Origin of the sequence: Acinetobacter gerneri DSM 14967 = CIP 107464 = MTCC 9824, from assembly GCF_000368565.1 — a bacterium.
GTDB classification, from domain to species: Bacteria; Pseudomonadota; Gammaproteobacteria; order Pseudomonadales; family Moraxellaceae; genus Acinetobacter; species Acinetobacter gerneri.
In genome coordinates this window covers 434,800-457,191 of the sequence record NZ_KB849543.1, presented here as the reverse complement: position 1 = coordinate 457,191, position 22,392 = coordinate 434,800, and the positions used below count along the sequence as shown (strand labels likewise).

21 protein-coding genes are annotated in these 22,392 nt (G+C 36.3%); 9 read left to right on the top strand and 12 right to left on the bottom strand.

Annotated features, from left to right (window positions below):
• Positions 1-106 precede the first annotated feature (106 nt).
• Genes F960_RS10370 through F960_RS10360 form a run of 3 tightly spaced genes read right to left on the bottom strand, consistent with a single transcriptional unit; the run spans position 107 to position 2,214 of the window.
• A complete protein-coding gene (locus F960_RS10370) occupies positions 107-370 on the bottom strand; it encodes a hypothetical protein (RefSeq protein WP_004863712.1) in 264 nt (87 codons plus the stop codon).
• A gap of 55 nt (positions 371-425) precedes the next feature.
• On the bottom strand, positions 426-1,391 hold the full coding sequence (locus F960_RS10365; RefSeq protein WP_004863706.1) for a DUF4424 family protein: 966 nt from the start codon (positions 1,389-1,391) through the stop codon (positions 426-428).
• Complete coding sequence (locus F960_RS10360) at positions 1,381-2,214, bottom strand: hypothetical protein (RefSeq protein ID WP_004863704.1); 834 nt, start codon at positions 2,212-2,214, stop codon at positions 1,381-1,383. The genes F960_RS10365 and F960_RS10360 overlap by 11 nt, the downstream gene beginning before the upstream one ends.
• A gap of 266 nt (positions 2,215-2,480) precedes the next feature.
• Between F960_RS10360 and ahcY the strand changes: the two genes are divergently transcribed.
• From ahcY to F960_RS10325, 7 genes are all read left to right on the top strand, one after another.
• A complete protein-coding gene (gene ahcY / locus F960_RS10355) occupies positions 2,481-3,863 on the top strand; it encodes an adenosylhomocysteinase (RefSeq protein ID WP_004863702.1) in 1,383 nt (460 codons plus the stop codon).
• Positions 3,864-4,021: 158 nt separating this feature from the next.
• The gene (gene metF, locus F960_RS10350; RefSeq protein ID WP_004863700.1) at positions 4,022-4,858 is read left to right on the top strand and encodes a methylenetetrahydrofolate reductase [NAD(P)H]; all 837 of its coding nucleotides are present in this window, start codon (positions 4,022-4,024) and stop codon (positions 4,856-4,858) included.
• A gap of 31 nt (positions 4,859-4,889) precedes the next feature.
• The gene (locus tag F960_RS10345) at positions 4,890-5,609 is read left to right on the top strand and encodes a 16S rRNA (uracil(1498)-N(3))-methyltransferase (protein ID WP_004863696.1); all 720 of its coding nucleotides are present in this window, start codon (positions 4,890-4,892) and stop codon (positions 5,607-5,609) included.
• 162 nt (positions 5,610-5,771) lie between these two features.
• Complete coding sequence (locus tag F960_RS10340) at positions 5,772-8,627, top strand: putative bifunctional diguanylate cyclase/phosphodiesterase (RefSeq protein ID WP_042072411.1); 2,856 nt, start codon at positions 5,772-5,774, stop codon at positions 8,625-8,627.
• 396 nt (positions 8,628-9,023) lie between these two features.
• Positions 9,024-11,294, top strand: coding sequence for an NADP-dependent malic enzyme (locus tag F960_RS10335; protein WP_004863692.1), 2,271 nt, complete (start codon positions 9,024-9,026; stop codon positions 11,292-11,294).
• 90 nt (positions 11,295-11,384) lie between these two features.
• The gene (locus tag F960_RS10330; RefSeq protein WP_004863690.1) at positions 11,385-12,614 is read left to right on the top strand and encodes a multifunctional CCA addition/repair protein; all 1,230 of its coding nucleotides are present in this window, start codon (positions 11,385-11,387) and stop codon (positions 12,612-12,614) included.
• A gap of 176 nt (positions 12,615-12,790) precedes the next feature.
• On the top strand, positions 12,791-12,985 hold the full coding sequence (locus F960_RS10325; RefSeq protein ID WP_004863688.1) for a hypothetical protein: 195 nt from the start codon (positions 12,791-12,793) through the stop codon (positions 12,983-12,985).
• A gap of 279 nt (positions 12,986-13,264) precedes the next feature.
• Here F960_RS10325 and F960_RS22370 read toward each other — a convergent pair whose 3' ends face one another.
• The 9 genes from F960_RS22370 to F960_RS10285 form a co-directional block, all read right to left on the bottom strand.
• The gene (locus F960_RS22370; RefSeq protein WP_020846419.1) at positions 13,265-13,435 is read right to left on the bottom strand and encodes a hypothetical protein; all 171 of its coding nucleotides are present in this window, start codon (positions 13,433-13,435) and stop codon (positions 13,265-13,267) included.
• An 80-nt stretch (positions 13,436-13,515) separates the two neighbouring features.
• On the bottom strand, positions 13,516-14,154 hold the full coding sequence (locus F960_RS10320) for a hypothetical protein (protein ID WP_154650752.1): 639 nt from the start codon (positions 14,152-14,154) through the stop codon (positions 13,516-13,518).
• Between the two features lie 50 nt (positions 14,155-14,204).
• Positions 14,205-15,179 (bottom strand): EF-P lysine aminoacylase EpmA, encoded by a 975-nt coding sequence (epmA, locus tag F960_RS10315; protein WP_004863679.1) that lies wholly within the window; start codon positions 15,177-15,179, stop codon positions 14,205-14,207.
• On the bottom strand, positions 15,176-16,243 hold the full coding sequence (locus F960_RS10310; RefSeq protein WP_004863676.1) for a 4-phosphoerythronate dehydrogenase: 1,068 nt from the start codon (positions 16,241-16,243) through the stop codon (positions 15,176-15,178). Before F960_RS10310 ends, epmA begins: the two co-directional genes overlap by 4 nt.
• Positions 16,244-16,453: 210 nt before the next feature.
• Positions 16,454-17,311: a cysteine ABC transporter substrate-binding protein gene (locus tag F960_RS10305; RefSeq protein ID WP_004863673.1), complete on the bottom strand. Its 858-nt coding sequence runs from the start codon at positions 17,309-17,311 to the stop codon at positions 16,454-16,456.
• Between the two features lie 51 nt (positions 17,312-17,362).
• Entirely contained in the window at positions 17,363-18,214 is an 852-nt protein-coding gene (locus F960_RS10300) for a transporter substrate-binding domain-containing protein (RefSeq protein ID WP_004863670.1), read from the bottom strand.
• Positions 18,215-18,226: 12 nt separating this feature from the next.
• Positions 18,227-18,958 (bottom strand): amino acid ABC transporter ATP-binding protein, encoded by a 732-nt coding sequence (locus tag F960_RS10295; protein ID WP_004863667.1) that lies wholly within the window; start codon positions 18,956-18,958, stop codon positions 18,227-18,229.
• Between the two features lie 2 nt (positions 18,959-18,960).
• On the bottom strand, positions 18,961-19,626 hold the full coding sequence (locus F960_RS10290; RefSeq protein WP_004863662.1) for an amino acid ABC transporter permease: 666 nt from the start codon (positions 19,624-19,626) through the stop codon (positions 18,961-18,963).
• Positions 19,616-20,275 (bottom strand): amino acid ABC transporter permease, encoded by a 660-nt coding sequence (locus F960_RS10285; protein ID WP_004863660.1) that lies wholly within the window; start codon positions 20,273-20,275, stop codon positions 19,616-19,618. The genes F960_RS10290 and F960_RS10285 overlap by 11 nt, the downstream gene beginning before the upstream one ends.
• Before the next feature lie 454 nt (positions 20,276-20,729).
• Between F960_RS10285 and F960_RS10280 the strand changes: the two genes are divergently transcribed.
• Together F960_RS10280 and epsC are read left to right on the top strand one after the other, a co-directional pair.
• A complete protein-coding gene (locus F960_RS10280) occupies positions 20,730-21,218 on the top strand; it encodes a rhodanese-like domain-containing protein (protein WP_004863657.1) in 489 nt (162 codons plus the stop codon).
• Positions 21,219-21,315: 97 nt separating this feature from the next.
• Positions 21,316-22,263, top strand: a complete 948-nt coding sequence (gene epsC / locus F960_RS10275) for a serine O-acetyltransferase EpsC (RefSeq protein ID WP_004863654.1) — start codon at positions 21,316-21,318, stop codon at positions 22,261-22,263.
• Positions 22,264-22,392 lie beyond the last annotated feature (129 nt).

The following is a 22,392-nucleotide window of genomic DNA, read 5'->3' as shown; positions in this document are numbered from 1 at the left end:
GAGTTGTGAAACTTTCACAGCCTATAAAATTGAAAGCCTATAAACAAATCATAGTGTTTAATGTGTTTATAGGCTCAATTTACGCTTTAACGATTTTCTTATTTGATTAATCATTCCAAAACACATTTAAGCTATACCAAGCTTCACTTTTCTCAAACTCTATCCGATAACCAAGTTTTTGTAATTCTTCAATTAACACTTCTAGATCACTCAGATTTAAATATGTTGGAGCGATAGTCATGACACAAGTATTACCTTGTTTGGCATTATCCTCTATAAATTGTGCAAGCCGTTTTTTAAATGTCAAAATATCAATCTGAGCCTCTGCTGTGAGTGATTTTGCTTTTGCAGCACCAATAAAATTACTCATAAATACATCCTAAGATCAGTAAAATAAGTCATAAATAAATACTCTTTTCAAATCTTTAGTGCTTCACGGGCACAAAAATAATATCGATATCTTGCTTCGGCACAAAATTTTTCTCGACCATTTGGAACCGAGTTGGACTCAGCTTAGTGACTTTACCTTTCCAACAAAATGACACCAATTCACCCGGATCTCGCTCAACCGTCAATTTAAAGTTTTCAATCGGTTTCGCCCAGTTTGCTCCTGTGGTTAAGATATAAGATAAAGCACTGTAGGGCGCATGTTCAGCATTTGATTTTTTTAAACCTTGTTTAAATTGTTGATCCATACAAAACACTTTATTTTCGTCTGTATCAAATAAAGCAACAGAACCGCCAACGAGTGGTTTGTATTGATGTTGGATGCGCGTAATCGAATTTGCTTTAAATTTTTGCTTCCAACTATAGATCACTTGTGCTGACCAATTGATCTCATCTTCATACTGAGTACCTTTGAGTAATGATTTGATTTGCGGATTTTGACAATTGAATATTTTTTTATTGATTAGTTGACGATCAATTTTCTGTGTCCATGGACTCTGTAATTCTTGATCACTCAAACCACACTCTTTCATAGCGTTCGTTACATCAAGGGCTTTGGCATCCCAATCAGTTTCACCTGACTTTTTTAGGGGCTGCATAAATGCCCTAACATGCGTTTGATATGCAACATTTTGACCATTTGCCACGATTTTAAAACTTTTGATCAATGTATCAGTACGTGCGAAATCACTATCCATAAAGCTTTCAACAGCTGGCAATGGAAAAACAACCGTCTCCTCTACATCATTTGCACTCAAATTTTTATATAAATAATCGACCTTGATCAGTTTTTTGCTGATAAATAAATCTTCACTTTGCATTGCGATATTTTTATTCTTTAAATATTGAATCCCTCCTGTTCCCACATAGCCTGTGGAATCATTTGCAAAAACAAGCGGGCTGAACGCACAAGTCAGTAAAAATAATTGCGTTTTAATGTCCATTTAAATATTTCCCAAATAGTTGATCCACCACCTGTTGATTATATTTATCCTCACCCCGCCAATATTCAACAAAGACCCAATCGTTTTTGCCACGACTTGGTCGATCATATGATTGAGGTTTCAGTAAATCGATACATGCCATGATTTCAAGCAATATTTGCCGCTCATCTTTGCTTGATTTTATGACATCATTTAAATTTTTCTCTAAGGTACTCGGGTAATCATCAGGTTTTGATTGTGCAATGACATTTAGAATATTTTTAAATATTAAAATATCTTCAGCATTTGGCTCTGCTATATCTTCAGATGAAAACTGCTTTAAATCAAACCATGTATAAAGTAATTCACCATGTCTTACTCCACCCCATTTGATTCGTTCAAAATTTAAAACATTCAAATCCGCATCTTGGTATTTTTCATGACCAATCATGCCATATTTCAAATCACGACATATCCCACACGTGAAGCTTTGATGCATTACATTGCCATTTTGATCATAACTTTGCCCGCTCAATGCAACGCTATAATGATGTTGATATAATTGCTTCGCAATAAAATACGATGCTAGTCCCGAACGCCAATCTAAGCGACGCCGTGAAAGGCTACTTAGAAAAGCTTTAATCACCTGTTCGTATGGAATTTCTTGGGTTAATTTTAAAATCGATTGAATACATTCATCATGTGAAATACTCACAGGCTCAAACATCAGCCCATGTGCTTGAGCATATTGAAAATCTTCGGATGAAGTACTTCGCTCATCGTCACTGATCCAACCATTTTTCCAGAAATGTTTAAATAAAATATTTTTCGCTTTTTTATCCATTATTTATTATTTCGTATAAAACGCATGCCTTCGCCTGACTTTATTCATTTTCAGATTGGAAGTAAAGTATTTTCCAAGTACAATACCCACAGTCGAGGGATGCTGCGACTTTTTCACAGGCTGATTTTGAAAAAACAGTAATGCGAAATCGCTAGGCTCGACGATTCGGTTAAAAATTTTCGTGATATTTTCAAAAAATCCGCAGTTTTAATCAACAACGGCATCCGCGAACATAATGATCAATTGTTTTTTATAAGGAGATCGTGATGAACGCGGTTAATGCTTCATTTACAGATTATAAAGTTGCTGATATTTCCCTAGCTGATTACGGCCGTAAAGAAATCAAACTTGCTGAAGCAGAAATGCCAGCTTTGATCGGTTTGCGTAAACGCTATTCTGCTCAAAAACCACTTGCTGGTGCAAAAATTTTGGGCTGTATTCACATGACCATTCAAACTGCTGTTTTGATTGAAACATTAGTTGAATTGGGCGCAGAAGTTCGTTGGACTTCTTGTAATATTTTCTCTACTCAAGACCATGCTGCTGCTGCGATTGCTGCAAGCGGTATTCCTGTTTTTGCTTGGAAAGGCGAAACTGAAGAAGAATATAACTGGTGTCTTGAACAACAAATCAATGTAGATGGTAAACCTTGGGATGCCAACATGATTTTGGATGATGGTGGTGACTTAACTGCACTTGTTCATGAGAAATATCCTGAACTTTTAAACCATATCCACGGTATCACCGAAGAAACAACCACTGGTGTACAACGTCTACACGAAATGTTCCGTGATGGTACTTTGAAAGTTCCAGCGATCAATGTAAATGACTCTGTCACTAAATCTAAAAATGACAACAAATATGGTTGCCGCCATTCATTAAACGATGCGATCAAACGTGGTACAGACATGTTGCTTTCTGGACGCCGTGCACTTGTGATCGGTTATGGTGACGTAGGTAAAGGTTCTGCTCAATCACTTCGTCAAGAAGGGATGATCGTGCGTGTAACTGAAATCGATCCAATTTGTGCAATGCAAGCATGCATGGATGGTTATGAAGTTGTTTCTCCATACAAAAATGGCGTTCAAACAGGTAAAAAAGAAGATATCAATTTAGACCTTCTTCAAAATACTGATTTGATCGTAACAACGACTGGTAACTACCACGTTTGTGACTCTGCAATGTTAGATACATTAAAAGCAGGTTCTGTTGTATGTAATATCGGTCACTTCGACACTGAAATCGATACGAACTACTTACGTGGTTATAAATGGGTTGAAGTTAAACCTCAAGTTCACCAAGTTTATCGTACAGAAAACGAAAATGATTATTTGATTCTTCTTTCAGAAGGTCGTTTGGTCAACTTAGGTAATGCAACTGGTCACCCATCACGTGTTATGGATGGTTCATTTGCGAACCAAGTTTTAGGTCAAATGCATTTATTTGCGGAAAAATTTGCTGATCTTCCTGCTGAACAAAAACAAGCGGCTATCCGTGTAGAACTTTTACCTAAGAAATTGGATGAAGAAGTTGCTGCAGCTATGGTTGCTGGTTTTGGTGGTGTATTGACTCAATTGACTCAAACACAAGCAGACTACTTAGGTGTAGCTGTTGAAGGTCCATTCAAATCTGAAACTTATAAATACTAAGTTTTTTCTCCTCACCCCAGCCCTCTCCTAAAAAGGAGAGGGAGTTTCTGTTGTGTATTTTATTCATTTGAGATTCACAATAAATCTTCCCTCTCCTTCTGGGAGAGGGTTAGGGAGAGGGAAATCTGTGTATTTAAAATATAAAAAAGGATTTGAAAATGTCCAAACGTGTTCCGATTTCATTTGAATTTTTTCCACCAAAAACTGATGTTGGTGCTGAAAAATTACGTGTTGTACATGCAGAACTGCAAAAATTGAACCCTGAGTTTTTTTCTATTACTTATGGTGCAGGCGGTTCAACTCGTGAACGTACATTAGCTGCGATCAATGACTTTAATGGTAAAGGTACGCCTGTTGCCCCTCACCTTTCTTGTATCGGTGATGATAAAGTCCGTATTGCAGAATTGCTTGATCTGTATAAAGCTCAAGGAATTGATCGTATCGTGGCTCTGCGTGGTGACTTACCTTCAGGTCAAGTTGGCTTGGGTGAACTCCCGTATGCACAAGATTTAGTTCGCTTTATCCGCGAACACACTGGCGATCATTTTAAAATTGAAGTTGCAGCATATCCTGAAATGCACCCCCAATCTGAAACTTTTGATGCAGATATTCAGCATTTTGTAGAAAAAGTACAAGCGGGCGCAAATGCGGCAATTACTCAGTTTTTCTTCAATCCAGATGCGTATTTCTACTTTGTAGACCGCATTCAAAAAGTAGGCATCGACATTCCAGTCACGCCTGGTATTATGCCGATCACCAATGCAAGCAATCTCATTCGCTTCGCTGATGGTACAGGTGCGGAGATTCCACGCTGGATTCGTAAGCAACTTGCTGCTTATGGTGATGATGCTGAAAGCATTAAAGCATTTGGTCATGAAGTAGTGATCAAACTGTGTGAACGCCTGATCGCAGGTGGCGCACCAAGTTTGCATTTTTATAGCATGAACCAAGTAGAACCAAATCGTCAGCTTGTGCTTGATCTTGGTTTAGCTTAATTTTTTTTGATTTGTTGTGAGTAAAACTTAAATGCCACGTTTTTTTATTGAAGCTGATTTGGCTGTAAATGAAAATGTCGAATTGACTGAAACTGTATTTCATCATTGGGTTAAAGTTTTACGCGCGCAAGTTGGTGAAACTGCCACTTTGTTCAATGGGCAAGGTGGCGAGTATCAAGTTTCATTAACGGACATTTCCAAAAAAACGGCATCTGTTTTAGTCCAATCGTTTAATCCTGACAATCGTCAAGCCCCTTTTCAAGCTTTACTCGGTCAAGTGATGAGTAAAGGTGATCGTATGGATTATGCGATTCAAAAGGCAGTTGAACTTGGTGTTGATTGCATTCAACTCCTGACCTCAGACCGCTGTGAAATGCGTTTAAAATATGATCGCGATCAAAAGAAAATTGACCACTGGCAAGGTATCGCCATCGCAGCCTGCGAACAGTGTGGCTTAAATATTGTCCCCAAAATTCTTGCGCCTTTGGCACTAGCAGAATGGTTAACAACCCCATTACCAACAAGCAAATTGGTTCTCGCACCAGAAAAAGAGCAAAAAAATGTGCTTGAAAATATAACAGCCGATATAGCGCTATTAATTGGTCCTGAAGGTGGTTTAAGCGAGGCTGAAATTGAATTGGCTAATCAGCATGGGTTTATCAATTGGTGTATAGGTGATCGAGTACTCCGAACAGAAACAGCACCAGTGGTTGCACTTTCAATTTTAAATCACGTAAAACATCACAATTAACAATAAAAATGTGATCTATTTATAAAAACATCATTGATTTTTCCAACTAAATTGGTTAGCGTTAAACTATTCTGAAATACTCGAATATCTTAAATTTGCTGATAAAAGCAAAATCAAAAAAACACAAATTTATATTGCAAGCCCATGGATACAGGCAATGATATGAACGAAACTCTAGACAAGAAATTTAAGTCTATAGAGCAAACAATTGCGACTGAGAACACCACTCAGATGCTAAAAATCTTTCTGGTCTGGGCACTTTTTGCATCAGTCAATTGTTTATTCGTTTATCATTATTTTACAACTAAGGAATCTAGCAGTTTAACCACTTGGTTTATTTGTTATAGCTTGTCAATTTTAACAGGTCTGATCCTAACCCTGATTGTATTTAAACCAAATCAATTTTCTGGGCAAATTATAGCGTTATGGAATCAAGGTTTATGTATATTTACTAGTCTATTATTAGCAACTGGCGTTTATGTCATTAATTATATTATTCCAGTAGAAAACCCTGAGATAAACTTAGTGAAAGTTTTACTCTTATCTGGAGTATTACTGAGCATTACCTATATATTTTCAATTATTTATCTTACACAAAAATTTCAATATTTTATCTATATTTTTATTCCCTCAAGTTGTGTATTACTCTCCAAAATATTCTTAGAAAAAGATATAAGCCCTGCTTATTATATAATTTTAGAAATATGTTTATTGGTGGTATTTATCAGCGCAATCTTAATTAAGAAACAACATGATAAAATCAAAAATGCAACTGGGCAAAAACAGCAACTTAGAAATCAAATCAAACAACATATTTTAAATGAAAAACAATTATTTAACAGTTTAAATTTACTTGCTGAAAAATCACAAAAAATAGAAAATGAATTACAACTCAATAATCAACTGCTTGAACAAAAAGTTAAATCTCGTACTTTCGATGTTGAACAAATGAATATTCGACTTGAAAACCATCAACAAAATCTAGCATTTGCACACGAAGCAGCGGACATTAATTCTTGGGTTTGGAATATTGATAAACGCACAGTTGAGTTTTTTGGTCCAAATCAAGAAAATATGATTTATCAACGCACCTATCAAAACAATGAAATATATAATCAAATCCATCCCGATGATCTAAAAACCTATGGGAAATTGATACGAGCTCATCTGCGCGGACACACTCAACGCTTTGAAATGAGCTACCGAATTTATAAAAATAATCAATGGCTTTGGTTCCATGACATCGGTCAAGTGATTGCAAGAAATCCGAAAAATAATAAACCATTACGTATGGTTGGCATTCGTCGAAATATTCAACAGGAAAAATCTGATCAAGAGAAATTAAGATTAGCTGCGAATGTATTTAATCAGGTTGACGAAGGCGTTTTTGTTCTTGATCATAATCTATGTTTTGTAGAGGTTAATCATTATTTTGAAAAACTCATTGGTTTAGATGAATGCCAAATTATCGGGAAACATTTATTTGATATAACGATCAATCATCATGAAGAAATACGCTCTCTACATACCATGATGTATCAGCAACTCATCCAAACGGGTGAGTTTGATGCCGAAGCAACTGAAGAATTTATATCGGGTAAAAAACTCACTATTTGGACGCATATCAATGCAATTACGGATGAAAATAATAAAGTCATTCATTATGTAGGCATACTGACAGATTTAACTGAACGTAAGAAACAAGAAAAGCAATTATCATATTTACAAAACTACGATACGCTGACTGATCTACCTAATCGACTTTATTTTAATAACCAATTACACCAATATTTATCTAAAAATATTCCATCTTATAAACAACTTGCTGTTATACGAATCAATATCGACCGCTTTAGATTTTTTAATGAGTATTTAAGTAATCATGCTGGTGATGAGTTATTAAAACAAGTCGCGCAGCGCCTTAGACATTTTTCACCACAGGCATTATTGATCTCACATTTAAACAATGATGACTTTGCGATTATTTATAATACCAACCAAAAAAATCAAACTATTCAACAATATTGCCAAATGATTTTGCAAAAAATTAGTCAGCCATATTTTTTCAATGATCAGGAACATTTTATTACTGTTTCGATTGGGGTTGCCCTCTATCCAGAACATGGGCGTCAGATTGACAGCTTAAATGTGCATGCGGAACAAGCAATTGCTGAGGCTAAACAACTCGGTGGCAATACCATCCGAATTTATTCAACCAAACAACCTGTTTTACTCGATTCAAATATCAATCTGGATCGCGATCTACGTCAAGCGATCAAAAATAACCAATTCGAAGTCTATTACCAACCTAAAATTGGCGTGCTTTCAAAATCAATCGTCGGTTTTGAGGCACTCATTCGCTGGAATCATCCAGTACATGGGCTGATCTCACCTGATGCCTTTTTACCGTATGCAGAAGAATCTAGTCTAATTTCTGAAATTGGATACTTTGTTTTAAATGAAACCTGTAAACAAATTAAATCATGGCAGAATCAAAATATTTATGACATATCCGTTTCAGTCAATGTCGTTGCGCAGCAAATTCATCGCGGGCGCTTACTTGCCGATTTAAAAGAAGCATTAGAACTTTATGGTATTTCGGGACAACATCTCGAACTGGAAATTACCGAGTCATCTTTGATCGATCATTCACAAAATGTCGAAAAACTTTTATCACAAATCAAAGAATTGGGAATATTAGTTGCCCTTGATGATTTTGGAACAGGTTATTCATCTTTTGCTTATTTAACACGATATCCAATTGATATTCTTAAAATTGATAAAACATTTGTCAATAAAATTGGTGATAGCCGAGATGAAGCTATCGTGACTGCCATGATTGCCATGGGTAAATCGATGGGTATGCGGGTTATCGCTGAAGGTGTTGAAACCATTCAACAAGTCAATTTCCTTAAAAATCAAGGCTGTGATGAGCTTCAAGGTTATTTCTTTTCTAAGCCATTAAATGCTAAAGAAAGTACAGATTATCTAAATGAACACAAACTATTAACGGTATAAATATGATTTATTTTCAATATAAATATATATACGCTGTATAACTTTAATTTATGATATATAAAATATTTTTTAATTATCTTATGTATTTCACCTTTTTTAAAACGACTAACTTATTATTTTAACCATTATTAAAATAATAAAATTTAATTTAAAATCAATTATTTATATTTTAAATACTAAAATATTATAATTTTAGTTTTATCTATCAAATATTAATTTTTAATCTACGCTTATGCATACAATTTTATTGCTTATTCATATTATTTAATGCGATTTGTTTCGAATCGTAGAATTTGGAATTTTTGGACTGGGCGGAAAGCTCAACTAATGATATATTCAAGCAAATTTAGCCAAAACTTCCAGCCAAGCTGGCACTTTGTAACAATCGAGAAACTGATGGACGATCAATCATTAAAACAGCAAGCTTTGTATTATCATGAATTCCCAACGCCAGGGAAAATCAGCGTTACTCCTAGCAAACAATTGGTAAACCAACGTGATTTAGCACTTGCGTATTCACCAGGTGTCGCTGCACCTTGTCTTGAAATTGAAAAAGATCCTTCTAAAGCTGCACTTTATACAGCTCGCGGAAATCTAGTTGCCGTCGTCAGTAATGGTACAGCCGTTTTAGGCTTAGGTAACATCGGTCCTTTAGCATCAAAACCTGTAATGGAAGGTAAAGGCGTTCTGTTCAAAAAATTTGCAGGCGTTGACGTATTTGATATCGAAATTGCTGAAAATGATCCAGACAAAATCGTTGATATCGTTGCAGCACTTGAACCAACTTTTGGTGGTATCAATCTAGAAGATATCAAAGCACCAGAATGTTTCTATATCGAGCAAAAGCTTCGTGAACGCATGAATATTCCAGTATTCCATGACGATCAACACGGTACTTCGATCATCGTAGGTTCAGGTTTGCTTAATGCACTACAATTGAACGGCAAAAAAATCGAAGAGATCAAAATCGTTGCTTCAGGTGCTGGTGCTGCTGCCCTTTCATGCCTTGATTTGCTTTGTGCAATTGGTGCAAAAAAAGAGAATATTATCGTTGCCGATTCTCGTGGTCTATTGACGACTAAACGTGAAGGCTTAGATGAATCTAAAAAACGCTACGTTCAAGACATCGAAGGCACTCAATTGGCTGATGTCATTGAAGGTGCGGACATGTTCTTAGGTCTTTCTGCTGCGGGTATCTTAACCAAAGAAATGGTTAAGCTTATGGCAAAAGATCCAATCATTTTTGCTCTTGCAAATCCAGATCCAGAAATCTTGCCAGAACACGCGCATGAAGTTCGTCCTGATGTGATCATGGCGACTGGTCGTTCTGACTATCCAAACCAAGTAAACAACGCGCTTTGCTTCCCATATATCTTCCGTGGTGCTCTTGATGTTGGTGCAACGACCATCAATGAAGAAATGAAAATCGCTTGTGTACATGCGATTGCACGTATGGCGCATGTTGAAGCAGATGCTGCAACTTATGGTGAAAAATCAGCTTCATTCGGTCGTGATTACCTCATTCCTCGTCCGCTTGATCAACGTTTGATTTTGGAAATTGCACCTGCTGTAGCGAAAGCGGCTATGGACTCTGGTGTGGCAACTCGCCCTATCGAAGATTTCTCTGCATATCGTCAACGCTTGTCTGAGTTTGTTTATAACTCAGCGTTCATGATGAAACCTATTTTTGCTCAAGCAAAATCTGATCCTAAGCGTATTGCTTATGCTGAAGGTGAAGATTTACGTGTTCTTCGCGCAGTTCAAATCGCTGTAGATGAAGGTTTGGCACATCCTATCTTGGTAGGTCGTACCGCTGTCATTGAAGCAAATATCAAAAAATTGGGTTTACGCTTACAAAATGGCGAAAATATCACGATCGTAGATCAAGAGAAAAATCCAAATTACGAACAATTTGCTGATGATTACTACAACATCATGCAACGTAAAGGCGTAACTCCTGAGTATGCTCAACGTGAAGCACGTCGTCGTTCAACTCTGATCGCGTCTATGTTGGTTCGTCATGGTTTAGCTGATGGTATGCTGTGTGGTACATATTCTAGCTATGATATTCACTTAGATTTCGTGAAAAATATCATTGGCGCTAAACAAGGTCGTAGCACTTACTTTACGCTCAATGCATTGATGCTTGAAGATCGCAATTTGTTTATTGCAGATACCTATGTCAACATCAATCCAACTGCTGAAGAACTTGCTGAAATGACTATTTTAGCAGCTGAAGAAGTTCGTCGTTTTGGTATAACACCACGTGTTGCATTGCTTTCTCATTCAAGTTTTGGTTCAGACCAAACAGATAGCAGCGCTCAAAAAATGCGTAAAGTATTTGAAATCTTGTCTGAAATTGCACCTGAACTTGAAGTTGAAGGTGAAATGCATGGTGATGCTGCACTTGATGAAAATATTCGTCATTTTGCATTCCCAAATTCACGTTTCAAAGGTTCTGCGAACCTCTTGATCATGCCAAATCTTGATGCTGCCAACATTTCATTTAACTTGTTGAAATCAACTTCAGGCAATAACGTGACAATCGGACCGATCCTTTTAGGTGCGGCGAAACCTGTTCATATTTTAACGCCAACTGCGACTACTCGTCGTTTGGTTAATATGACTGCATTGACTGTTGCTGAAATTCAGCAAGCAAATCAATAATATTTGCATTCTTTAGCAAAAAGCTAAAGTTTCGCACTTGAGAAAACCTCTATTCTGTAGCATGATTGCTTGAGGAATAGAGGTTTTTTCATGCAAGTGTATTTAGTTGGTGGCGCAGTCAGAGATCGTATACTTGGGCATCCTGTCGTTGAAAAAGATTATGTGGTCGTTGGTGCAACGCCCGATCAATTAATTGCTCAAGGCTTTCAACCTGTAGGCAAAGATTTTCCTGTTTTTTTGCATCCAGAAACCAAAGAAGAATATGCACTTGCCCGAACCGAACGTAAGTCTGGTCATGGCTATCATGGTTTTGAATTTTTTACCGCTCCAGATGTTAGCCTAGAAGAAGATTTAATTCGTCGTGATCTCACCATCAATGCGATGGCTATGGATGACGAAGGTCAAGTGATTGACCCTTATCATGGTTTAGAAGATCTCAATCAAAAAATACTACGCCATGTTTCCGATGCCTTCATCGAAGATCCTTTACGGGTTTTACGTGTCGCCCGTTTTGCTGCACGTTATCATGCTTATGGATTTCAAGTTGCTGATGAAACACTAGATTTGATGCGTAAACTTGCGCAATCTGGCGAACTCAATACTTTAACCCCTGAACGTGTCTGGAAAGAAACATCTCGTGCTTTGATGGAAGAGCATGCTGATATTTATTTCGATGTGCTTCGCCAATGTGGTGCTTTAAAAGTATTATTTCCAGAAATTGATGCTTTGTTTGGCGTACCTCAACGTCCAGAATACCACCCTGAGATTGACTGTGGTATTCATACATTAATGTCATTAAAACAAGCCTGCAAAGCCAATTATAGTTTAGATGTGCGTTATGCTGTCTTGGTTCACGATCTTGGCAAAGCATTGACTCCAGCAGAAGAATTACCACGACATATCATGCATGAGGAACGTGGCATTCAGCCTGTTACCGAAATCAGTGAACGTTTACATGTTCCTACATTGACCAAACAGCTTGCCCTTGCAGTATGTAAAGAACATTTAAAATGTCATCAGGCATTTACCCTAAAAGCAGGCACTTTATGGCGTTTGTTACAACGCTTAGATGTGTTGCGTCGTCCTGAGCGAGTTGAGGCATTTGTTCAAGCCTGTGAATGTGATGCACGAGGTCGTTTGGGATTAGAAAATCGTGAATATCCTCAAGCAAAATACATTCTAGAAGCCGTGAATGTTGTTCGCTCTATCAAAGCCTCAGACCTGCCTACTGATGTTAAAGGACCTGATATTGGGGAAATGTTGATCCAAAGACGTATTGAAGCAATTGCTGAATTAAAACATGGACAACACACAGCTTAAACCTGTCTAGATTTAAAAATATTTTTAGATCATTTGAGTGAATGAGTTTAGAGTCTCATCTTTTGTTTCATAAACAAACATTTACTTACTATACTTAACTTGCCTAATTTTCAACCTGTATATATATTGTATATACATTTTTTTGATTGGCATCATGATTTGGGTGATATTACACGATGACTGAACTTCCCAAAAAAACCAAGGTCAATAAAAAAGATGGACAACTCTTAATTCGCATCAATACTGCCGAGCGTGATGAATTTATTCATTTATGTGAAGAATTGGATACCACAGCAGCACGTGAGTTAAGAAAATTTATCCGTAGTTTTATCAAAAAACATCAGTCAACGGAATCTCAAAACAAGGAGTGACATCATGTCTAAACAAGTGAAAAAGTTGAAACAGAAGATCAAAGCACGTCTTGAAAAGATTTCAAAACATGAAAGCAAAGTCAAACAGCTTAAAAAGAAACTTAAAAAGCAAAAGTAATCAGCTTTTACTTTTAAAGTGTAGATTTTAAATCAGCATCATTTGTTTTAATTCTTCTGTAAAAGGCTGAACTTTGGCATAAAGTTCAGCCTTTAGAATGGTAATCATAAAAAAGCCGATTAAATCATTAAGAGACATCCGCAGGAAAGCTTATCACCTTCTCAAGCTTCATTTGGTTTTGTACTACCATCAATAGTTATACGTTCAATCAAAGCTTTCGATCTACCACCCGAAGCACAGGTGCAGATATTGGTGAAATGCTGATTCAACGCCATATAGAAACGATTGGTGAGTTGAAATATCTCAAATGGAACATAGACATTAAAATACATTGAATCGCTTTATTTTTTAGAGCTATTCAAGTCAATATTATAAAAATGACAATAATCATTTTTTATAAAATTTCTCAATCTTATGCAAAAATAAGTTTTTTTATATTTTGCTTATAAATTTTATTTAAAATTGCAAATTTTTTTCTAAAAGTTTCAAGTAACTCCACTATTTGTTCGATTGGCACATTACTTTTTATGAGCATATTCATCGTATTTTGTATTAGCAAAGTAACTTCTGAATATTCTTTTCTAATCTTTTCAAATTCAAGAATATTTGCTAATTCAGATACCAAGTAACCTTGTTCATCATTCAAATTATGATTTTGCATAAAATTTCGAACTGAATTAGATACCGAATCATCATACTCTTGAAATAAAGTTTTTTTCTGATCTTTCATTTCTAAAGTAGCTTTTAAATTTGCCAAGAAATATATATCTTTATCTATACTAATTAACAGTTTTTTTGCTTCATCTGCAATAATCTGTTTATTATGCTGCTCTTTCCAATCACTAAAGAGATAGATTGCAATAAACGGAGCAAAAATTGCAAAGATTATGCTATAAATATCTTTAATATATGAAATGTTTACCGTCATTGTAGACATTTGTTTATTATAGTCAAAAAGTAAATAAGTAATGCTGATAACTATTATCCCAGCAATAATTGATACTGCTAAGGATTTCCAAAAAACCACTAAAAGTACATTTTCTTTTCTCACACGCATCCCTTCTATCTATAAAATATTTAAATTGGACCAAAACAAATGTTTTAAGACACATCCGCAGGAAAGCTAATCACTTTTTCAAGCTTCATCTGATTTTGTATTACCATCAATAAACGGTCAATTCCCAATGCAATGCCAGAACATTCAGGCATATTCGGTAAAGCCGCCAATAAAAACTCATCGATTGGCATGATATGTAAGCCCAACTGCTCACGTTCAGCATTGTCCGCAATAAATCGTGAACGTAGAACTTCTGCGTCAATCAACTCATCATAAGCATTGGCAAGCTCTAAACCTTCGATGTATAGCTCAAATCGTGCAGCAACCTGCTCACCATCTTCATCCATTTTGACTTTGGCGAGTGATGCCATTTCAGGTGGAAAATCAGTTAAAAATACTGGTGTATCAAAACCAAGACTTGGCTCAACCATATGAGAAAACAACAAATCTATATAAGCCAAACGATCATGACCCAGATCAATATTGAGTCCAACTCGATGTGCTGCATCCTTTAATTCTTTTAATGTTGCCTGTAAAGGATTGAGATCTAAACGATCTTGGAAAGCATGCTTATAACTTAAGATCGTCGGGCGAACCTCACCAAAGCGTTCTGCAACCACGACATTGAGTAAGTCCGTTACTTCAAGCATCAAATCTTTCAATGAAAATTCAGGGCGATACCATTCCAACATGGTAAATTCACTATTGTGTTTACGACCATGCTCATCATCACGAAATACTTTACAGATTTGATAAATCGCACCACTGCCACTCGCCAATAAACGTTTCATGGCAAATTCTGGCGAAGTCTGTAAATAATGCGTTTGCTGTTTACCTTGTACATGACGTGTCGCTTGCACAGATGCTAAATGCACATCCGTCACACCTGCCTGTGAAAGAACTGGCGTTTCAACTTCTAATACATCACGTTCAGCAAAAAATTGACGTAATTGCTGATAAAGTTTGGCACGTGCTTTGAGGGCTTTTATTTCACACGTCGGTTGATATGCAAAGCTCATGCTTTTGGTCCCCCATGTACAGCCCACTCACGACGTAAAGGGTAAGTTTTACGTAAATAATCAAATGCTTTTTGGTCTACTTTTCCGTCTTTTAAACAGCTACGAAGATTGGTATCATCACGTGAAATATCATAAATTTCATGGTGATATTTTTTTAATGTCTGTTTGATGTCATTGCCATAAAAATACTGTGCACACGCAGGTAACTGACTCTCAAACTTTTTATGTGCTTGATATGCAAATGTCTTGCAAAAAGCATCGTAAATCATTTGTGTGCCACGAGCCTTACCTTCCAAACTATAACCCGCGATATGCGGCGTAACAATCGTTACCAAATCGAGTAGTTTTTGTGAAATTTCAGGTTCATGTTCAAATACATCCAGCACAACTTTACGTTGATTTTTTTCAATATCTGTGATCAATGCTGCTTCTGATACCACTGGTCCACGAGCGCTATTGATTAAAATTGCATCCTTTTTCATGCAATTTAAAGCATTTTCATCAATTAAATGAAACGTAGGATATTCACCCGTTTTAGTCAAAGGAACATGTGTGGTTACCGCATCAGCTACAGCCAACAACTGATTTAATTCGACTTGTTTTATATTTTCACGATTTACAAAAGGATCAAAGGCGATCACTTTCCAACCCAAAAGTTTAGCCATATAAGCTAAACGAGAGCCGACATTTCCTAGCCCAATGATTCCCAAAGTAAATTGGTCATTTTTATCTAATAATGAAGGATCTAAATTTAATAATGCAGTGATAACATATTCTGCAACGGCTTGAGCATTACAACCTGCTGCATTTGACCATGCAATTTGATGTTTTTCGATTGCTGCAATATCGAGATGATCTGTACCAATGGTCGCACTGCCGATAAATTTCAAAGGCGTTTCATCGATCAAAGCTTCATTGACTTTTGTCACAGAACGAACCAGCAAAGCCTCTGCATCATGCACATCATCATGTGTCAAAGTACGCCCCGCTGTTTGATGAATATCTCCGAATTCTGAGAAAAAATATTCGGTAAAGGCTAGATTTTCATCCGCGACAATTTTCATAATTCGTTCCAATGTCTTGATTGAACTATGATAACCCTAAGCCAGCAAAGTAGCTATGATTGGATGTAGAGTTGTAGTTTTTTAAAGCGCTACATCTCTTGAAGTAGCGCTTTATTGAATATAAATATTGAGAAAATGGAAGTTACTCTAAATGTGAACAACACATGCTTCTGCACTGAAAAGTCAGTAAATCCCAAGTCATTATAGTCATTACTCTATAATTAAATCTTTGGCAGGAATACTATCGCCATAAATAGGCAGCAACGTTTTTTCATAAGCCTGATGAATCACGCCTTCTTTAGCCAACTTTTCAAGATCTTTATTTAACCAATCCAAAAGTTCCTTATCACCCTTTTTCACAGCAGGTGCAATCAAATCATGCTCTCCAAGTGTTGTAATATCAACGGTATAATTCGGATTTTCTTTTGCCCAAGCCAATACCAGTAAATTGTCATGCGCCAAAGCCGCACCACGTCCATCTTTTAATGCTGCAAAAGTTTCTGTATTTTGCTCATATTTTTGTAGCTTAATTTCTGGATATTTCTTGGTAAAATATGAATCAGCTGTCGTGCCTTTATTGACCAATAAAACTTTATCTTTCAATTGATTTATATCGCTAATCGGATGATCTTTTGGAGATACTACACCGAGTGCCACTTTCAAATATGGCTTGGCAAAATCAACAACTTCTTTGCGTTCAGGCGTAACAGTAAAATTGGCGAAGATAATATCGACCTTATTTGATTTTAGATATTCAACCCGATTGGCTGCTTCGGTAAGCACAAATTCAACTTTATTTTCATCACCCAATAGATCTTTGGCAACGTGTTTCGCAATTTCTACATCAAAACCTTGGTTTTTACCTTGTGCATCCAGATAGCCAAATGGTGGTTTATCACTAAACACACCGATTCTGACTACACCATTTTTTTTGATTTGTTCAATACTTGAAGCGGATGTATCTGCTGCTTTGGGCTGACTATCACTTGCCTTATTACAGCCGAGTAAACCCAAACTTAATACAGATGCAGCCAAAAGATATTGAATATTTTTTTGAAGTTTTAACATTTTATTTCACCTTTTATGTACATTTTCATTTGAATAAAAAATTGATATTGATTACTTTTTTTGAACATCTAGAAAAATATTGGGATCGACTGAATTGCCATAAATAGGCTGTAATGTTTGTCGATAAATGCTTTGAATTTGTCCCGTTTCCCTGAGATGAATCATTTCACTGTTCAACCATTTTAAAAGGCTGCTATTGCCTTTTTTTACCGCCGACGCGATATAGTCTTGATTGCCAATTTGTTGAATACCGACTGTGAATTTCGGATTTTCAGCAGCCCACGCCAAGGCATAAGTACTGTCTTGAGAAATCGCATCACCTCGCCCATCTTTGAGTGCGTTGAAGGCATCCGTATTTTGTTCGAACTTAAGCAAATTGATTTGAGGATAATTTTTAGAGAAAAAACTATCAGAGCTTGAGCCTTTGTTGACGATTAATGTTTTGCCATAAAGCTGTTCTATCCGATCAATGGGCTTGGCTTTGGGCGAAGCAATGCCCAGCGCAGCCTTTAAATATGGCTCTGCAAAATCAACAACTTGCTTACGTTCAGGCGTCACAGAAAAACTTGCAAATACCACATCAACTTTGTTTGATTTTAAAAACTCAACTCGATTTGCAGCTTCTGTTACCACAAACTGAATTTTATTTTCATCACCCAATAAATCCTTTGTGACCTGCTTGGCAAGTGCTACGTCAAAACCTTGGTTTTTACCCTGACTATCGACATAACCAAAAGGTGGATTGTCAGCAAATACTGCGATACGAATGACACCATTTTTTCGTATTTGTTCTAATGAATCATTAATCTGAGCTTCATTTTTTGTTTCAGTTGTTTTCTGACAAGCTGTTAAAAAACCAACTAAAAGCACAGCAAGTGATAGATTAATATATTGATTATTCATGTGGTTTTTCTCTTAATAATTTAAAATGTTTAAAAATGCTCTTGCACGTTCCGTTTGTGGATGAGCAAAAAAATCTACTGGTTTTGCCTGCTCTATAATCTGACCTTGATCCATAAAAATAATGCGATCCGCAACTTTTTCTGCAAATGACATCTCATGAGTAACGATCAACATGGTCATTCCTTCACGCGCCAATCCAAGCACCACATCCAGTACTTCACGGACCATTTCGGGATCAAGTGCAGCGGTGATTTCATCAAATAAAATCACTTTGGGCTGCATCACCAAGGAACGCACAATCGCGATACGCTGTTTTTGTCCACCCGATAGTTGTCTAGGATAATCATGCTTTCGATCATATAGACCGACCCTTTTAAGCAGCTCATCTGCAACTTTTTCTGCTTCGATGCGCTGTCTTTTTTGTACTTGAAGTGGTCCGAGCAAAATATTATTAATCACGTTCATATGACCGAATAATTCATAGTTTTGAAATACCATTCCAATTTCTTGCCTAGCTTTGATCCATGAAATATCCCGCCCCAAGCATCCGAAACCTTTAAGTGAAATTTCACCATTTTGAATCGGTTCTAAACCATTAATACAACGCAACAAAGTGCTTTTTCCACATCCTGATGGACCCAAGATAACGACTACTTCTCCCTGTTCTACCTCTAAATCTATGCCGCGTAAAATAGGATTATCTGCAAAAGATTTCTGTAAATGTTGTATAGATAACAAAGACATAATTACTCCCAAATTTTTTCTAAATAAGTGGACAACAGCGACAAGGGATAGCAAAGTAAAAAATACAAAAGGAAAATAAAGCCATAAATCCAAAGTGAAGCATCGGGTACTGTTAAAAGTGAATTTTCAATAATTTGCTGACCGACTTTAATTACTTCAACCACACCAATGAGCATGGCAAGAGAACTTGTTTTCACCATACGGGTAAATAAATTGATTGCGCCAGGGGTTACACGTTTTAGGCTTTGTGGAAATATCACATAAATAAGCGTTTGTTTTGGGCTTAATCCAAGTGCATAAGCAGAATCTTGTTGATGTCGATCTATAGAACTAATTGCAGCTCTGACCAAATCACCCATTTCTGCTGTCCCCCAAAGGGTGAAAACAACGATACATACTAGTTCTGCAGAAAGTTGCCAGTTAAACCACGTCGCAAAGCCAAAATAAAACACAAATAACATGACTAATATTGGAATAATACGAATTGATTCCAGATAAAACTGGCTCAAAATTTTGACCCACTTATACTTCGAAGTCATGATCACGCCGAAAATTAGGCCAAAAATTGCTGAGAAAAATACCGATATAAATGCAATTTTTGCAGTCATCCAAAGCCCGCTAAACAGGCGAATCAGATGATCATGTTGAAATAAATATTCAAACTCCATGGCTCACCTGACGACTTTTATATTCAAAATAACGGCTTAAAAATGAAACAGGTAACAGGATAATCAGATAAGAAATAATTAATAAAAACAATGCCTCAGTGGTTTTATAATCCATTCCGATTAGATCCTTAGTGACAAATAAAAGCTCTGCGATTGCAATAGCGCTGACCACTGAACTTTCCTTGATCAAAAAAAGACAATTCGCTCCAATTGCGGGAATCGATACCGCAAGTGCTTGAGGGAAGATAACAAACCTGAAGACTTGGAAATGATTCAACCCGACACTTTTTGCCGAATCAATTTGACCTTTTTGCACCGCTTCCAGACCTGCCCTGAAGGCTTCGGCCATATAACTACCACCTAAAAAAGTCAGTCCGATCACGCCACAAGTAAAACCATCAAGTTTGATGCCAAGCTTTGGTAGTCCGTAATACAAAAAAAACAGTTGAATCAATAAAGGTGTATTACGTGAAATTTCTATGTATATTTTTACGATTTTGTCTAAAATTTTGACTTTGTAAGTCAACACAATACTGCATAACAACCCAAGAAGTATGGCTAAAATAATGCTGATTATTGAGATTTTTAAGGTCATCCCGAGTGCTGTTATAAATTGCGGAATAACGCTTTGGATATATTGCCAATTCAAGAGAAATGTCCAATTGTTTCATTTTAAAGTTTTCATTGCTGAACAGGTTTCTCTGATCAGATCGCTTGATTATTTTTATAAGCAAATCTTTTAATTCAAAATATTTATTCGAGATAAGCTTTGCATGAATTCGCTAGAGAAATTTCCACATCCTTTTAATTTATTGATTTTATTTAAATAATTTTAAATATATAGGCTCGTTAAAAAAGCAAACAGTCATTAAAGCAATATAAAATTACTGAAATAATTAAAGCTTAATTACGTATATTTTTATTTATTATTCATTCTTTTAGGCATATTTTTGATCAATATTTTTTTATTCAAATAAGTGCTATAACTCGTATCTTTTATCATTTTTAGATATATAAATGATTTTTACTTATTTCTAAACAAGCAATAAAAAAAATAATATTTGCCTTATCAGTACAAGTTTTAAAGAAAAAAAGGAATCGTCATGAATGCTAAAGTTGGTTCTTCAGATCAAGTTCAAACACTAAAGAATGTAGAAGAAATTTTCAATGAAGCCAAACAGTTTGCACAACAGCATGATCTAAATTTTACAGGAAGTTTAAGCCCAAAACAGGCATGGAAATTGGTTGAATCTGCAGATGTCGTTTTAGTTGATGTCCGCACCAATGAAGAACGTAAATTTGTAGGTTATATCCCTGAAGGTGTACATATCGCATGGGCAACAGGCACTGCTTTCAATCGTAACCCTAGATTTTTAAAAGAATTGGAAAATAAAGTTGGTAAAGATAAAACCATCTTATTGTTATGTCGAAGCGGCAAACGTTCTGCACTTGCAGCTGAAGCTGCGTTCAATGCTGGTTTTCAAAACATCTACAATATCCTAGAAGGTTTTGAAGGTGACTTAAATAAAAATAATCAACGAAATCAAATCAATGGTTGGAAAACCCATCAACTGCCGTGGGTACAAGATTAACTGAATTTTAAAGCTGTTGGAAAATACGCTTTGATTGATGATCCGAGCTCAATCACATGACTATTCAATTTCATAATCACAAAAATAAGGAACGATGATGACGCAGTGGAAAATCCAACCTGTCGTTGAAGGTTTACAACAAGCTCGTCATGATTGGCGTGAACAACAACATCGAATTAAAGAATTTGGTGGTCGTGAATTGCCTTCAAAAGAAGCTTTAAAATCTATTTTAGATGATCTATGCGGGATTCTTTTTCCAATGCGTCTTGGTCCTGCTGATCTTCGTCAAGAAACTGAAGATTATTATATTTCTTATACTTTAGATCATGTTTTAACTGCACTTTTCAGCCAAGTTAAACTCACTCTAAAATATGAAAAAAAGCGTGAATTTAACCGTAAAAATGTAAATATAGCAGAACCCTTAGAACACCCTATTTATGATCAACAAGATACCTTAGCCAAAATTATCGTACAGGATTTTGCAAATACATTAGCTGATATTCGTCGCCTCTTGGATGCAGATGTTTCTGCTGCATATCACGGCGATCCTGCTGCACATAGTGTGGATGAGGTTCTGCTTTGCTATCCGGGCATTTTTGCCATTATTTACCATCGCATTGCACACCAACTTTATGCCAGTGTTCCCCTTCTTTCTCGGGTAATTTCAGAGCTTGCTCATTCTGCTACAGGCATTGATATCCATCCCGGAGCAAAAATTGGCGCAGGCTTTTTTATTGATCATGGCACTGGTGTTGTCATTGGTGAAACATGTGTCATAGGTGAACGTGTTCGAATTTATCAAGCCGTCACCTTAGGTGCAAAACGCTTTGAACTCGATGAACAGGGCGCGCTCAAAAAAGACTATACCCGCCATCCTACTGTCGAAGATGATGTTGTGATCTATGCTGGCGCAACTATTTTAGGACGTATTGTCATTGGTCAAGGATCAAGTATCGGCGGAAATGTTTGGTTAACCCATAGCGTGCCTGCGGGTAGTCAAATTTATCAATCCCCTATCGAAAAGCATAATAAATCAGATGCCTAATGAATGACTAAATCAAGGAGAAAAAAACATATTAATCAATCTTATTTATAGTAAAAATGCAGTTTAAAAATAATTCATTATTACTGTAAAAACAAAGCTTTAATCATTTTAAAACAACGCGTTTAACAC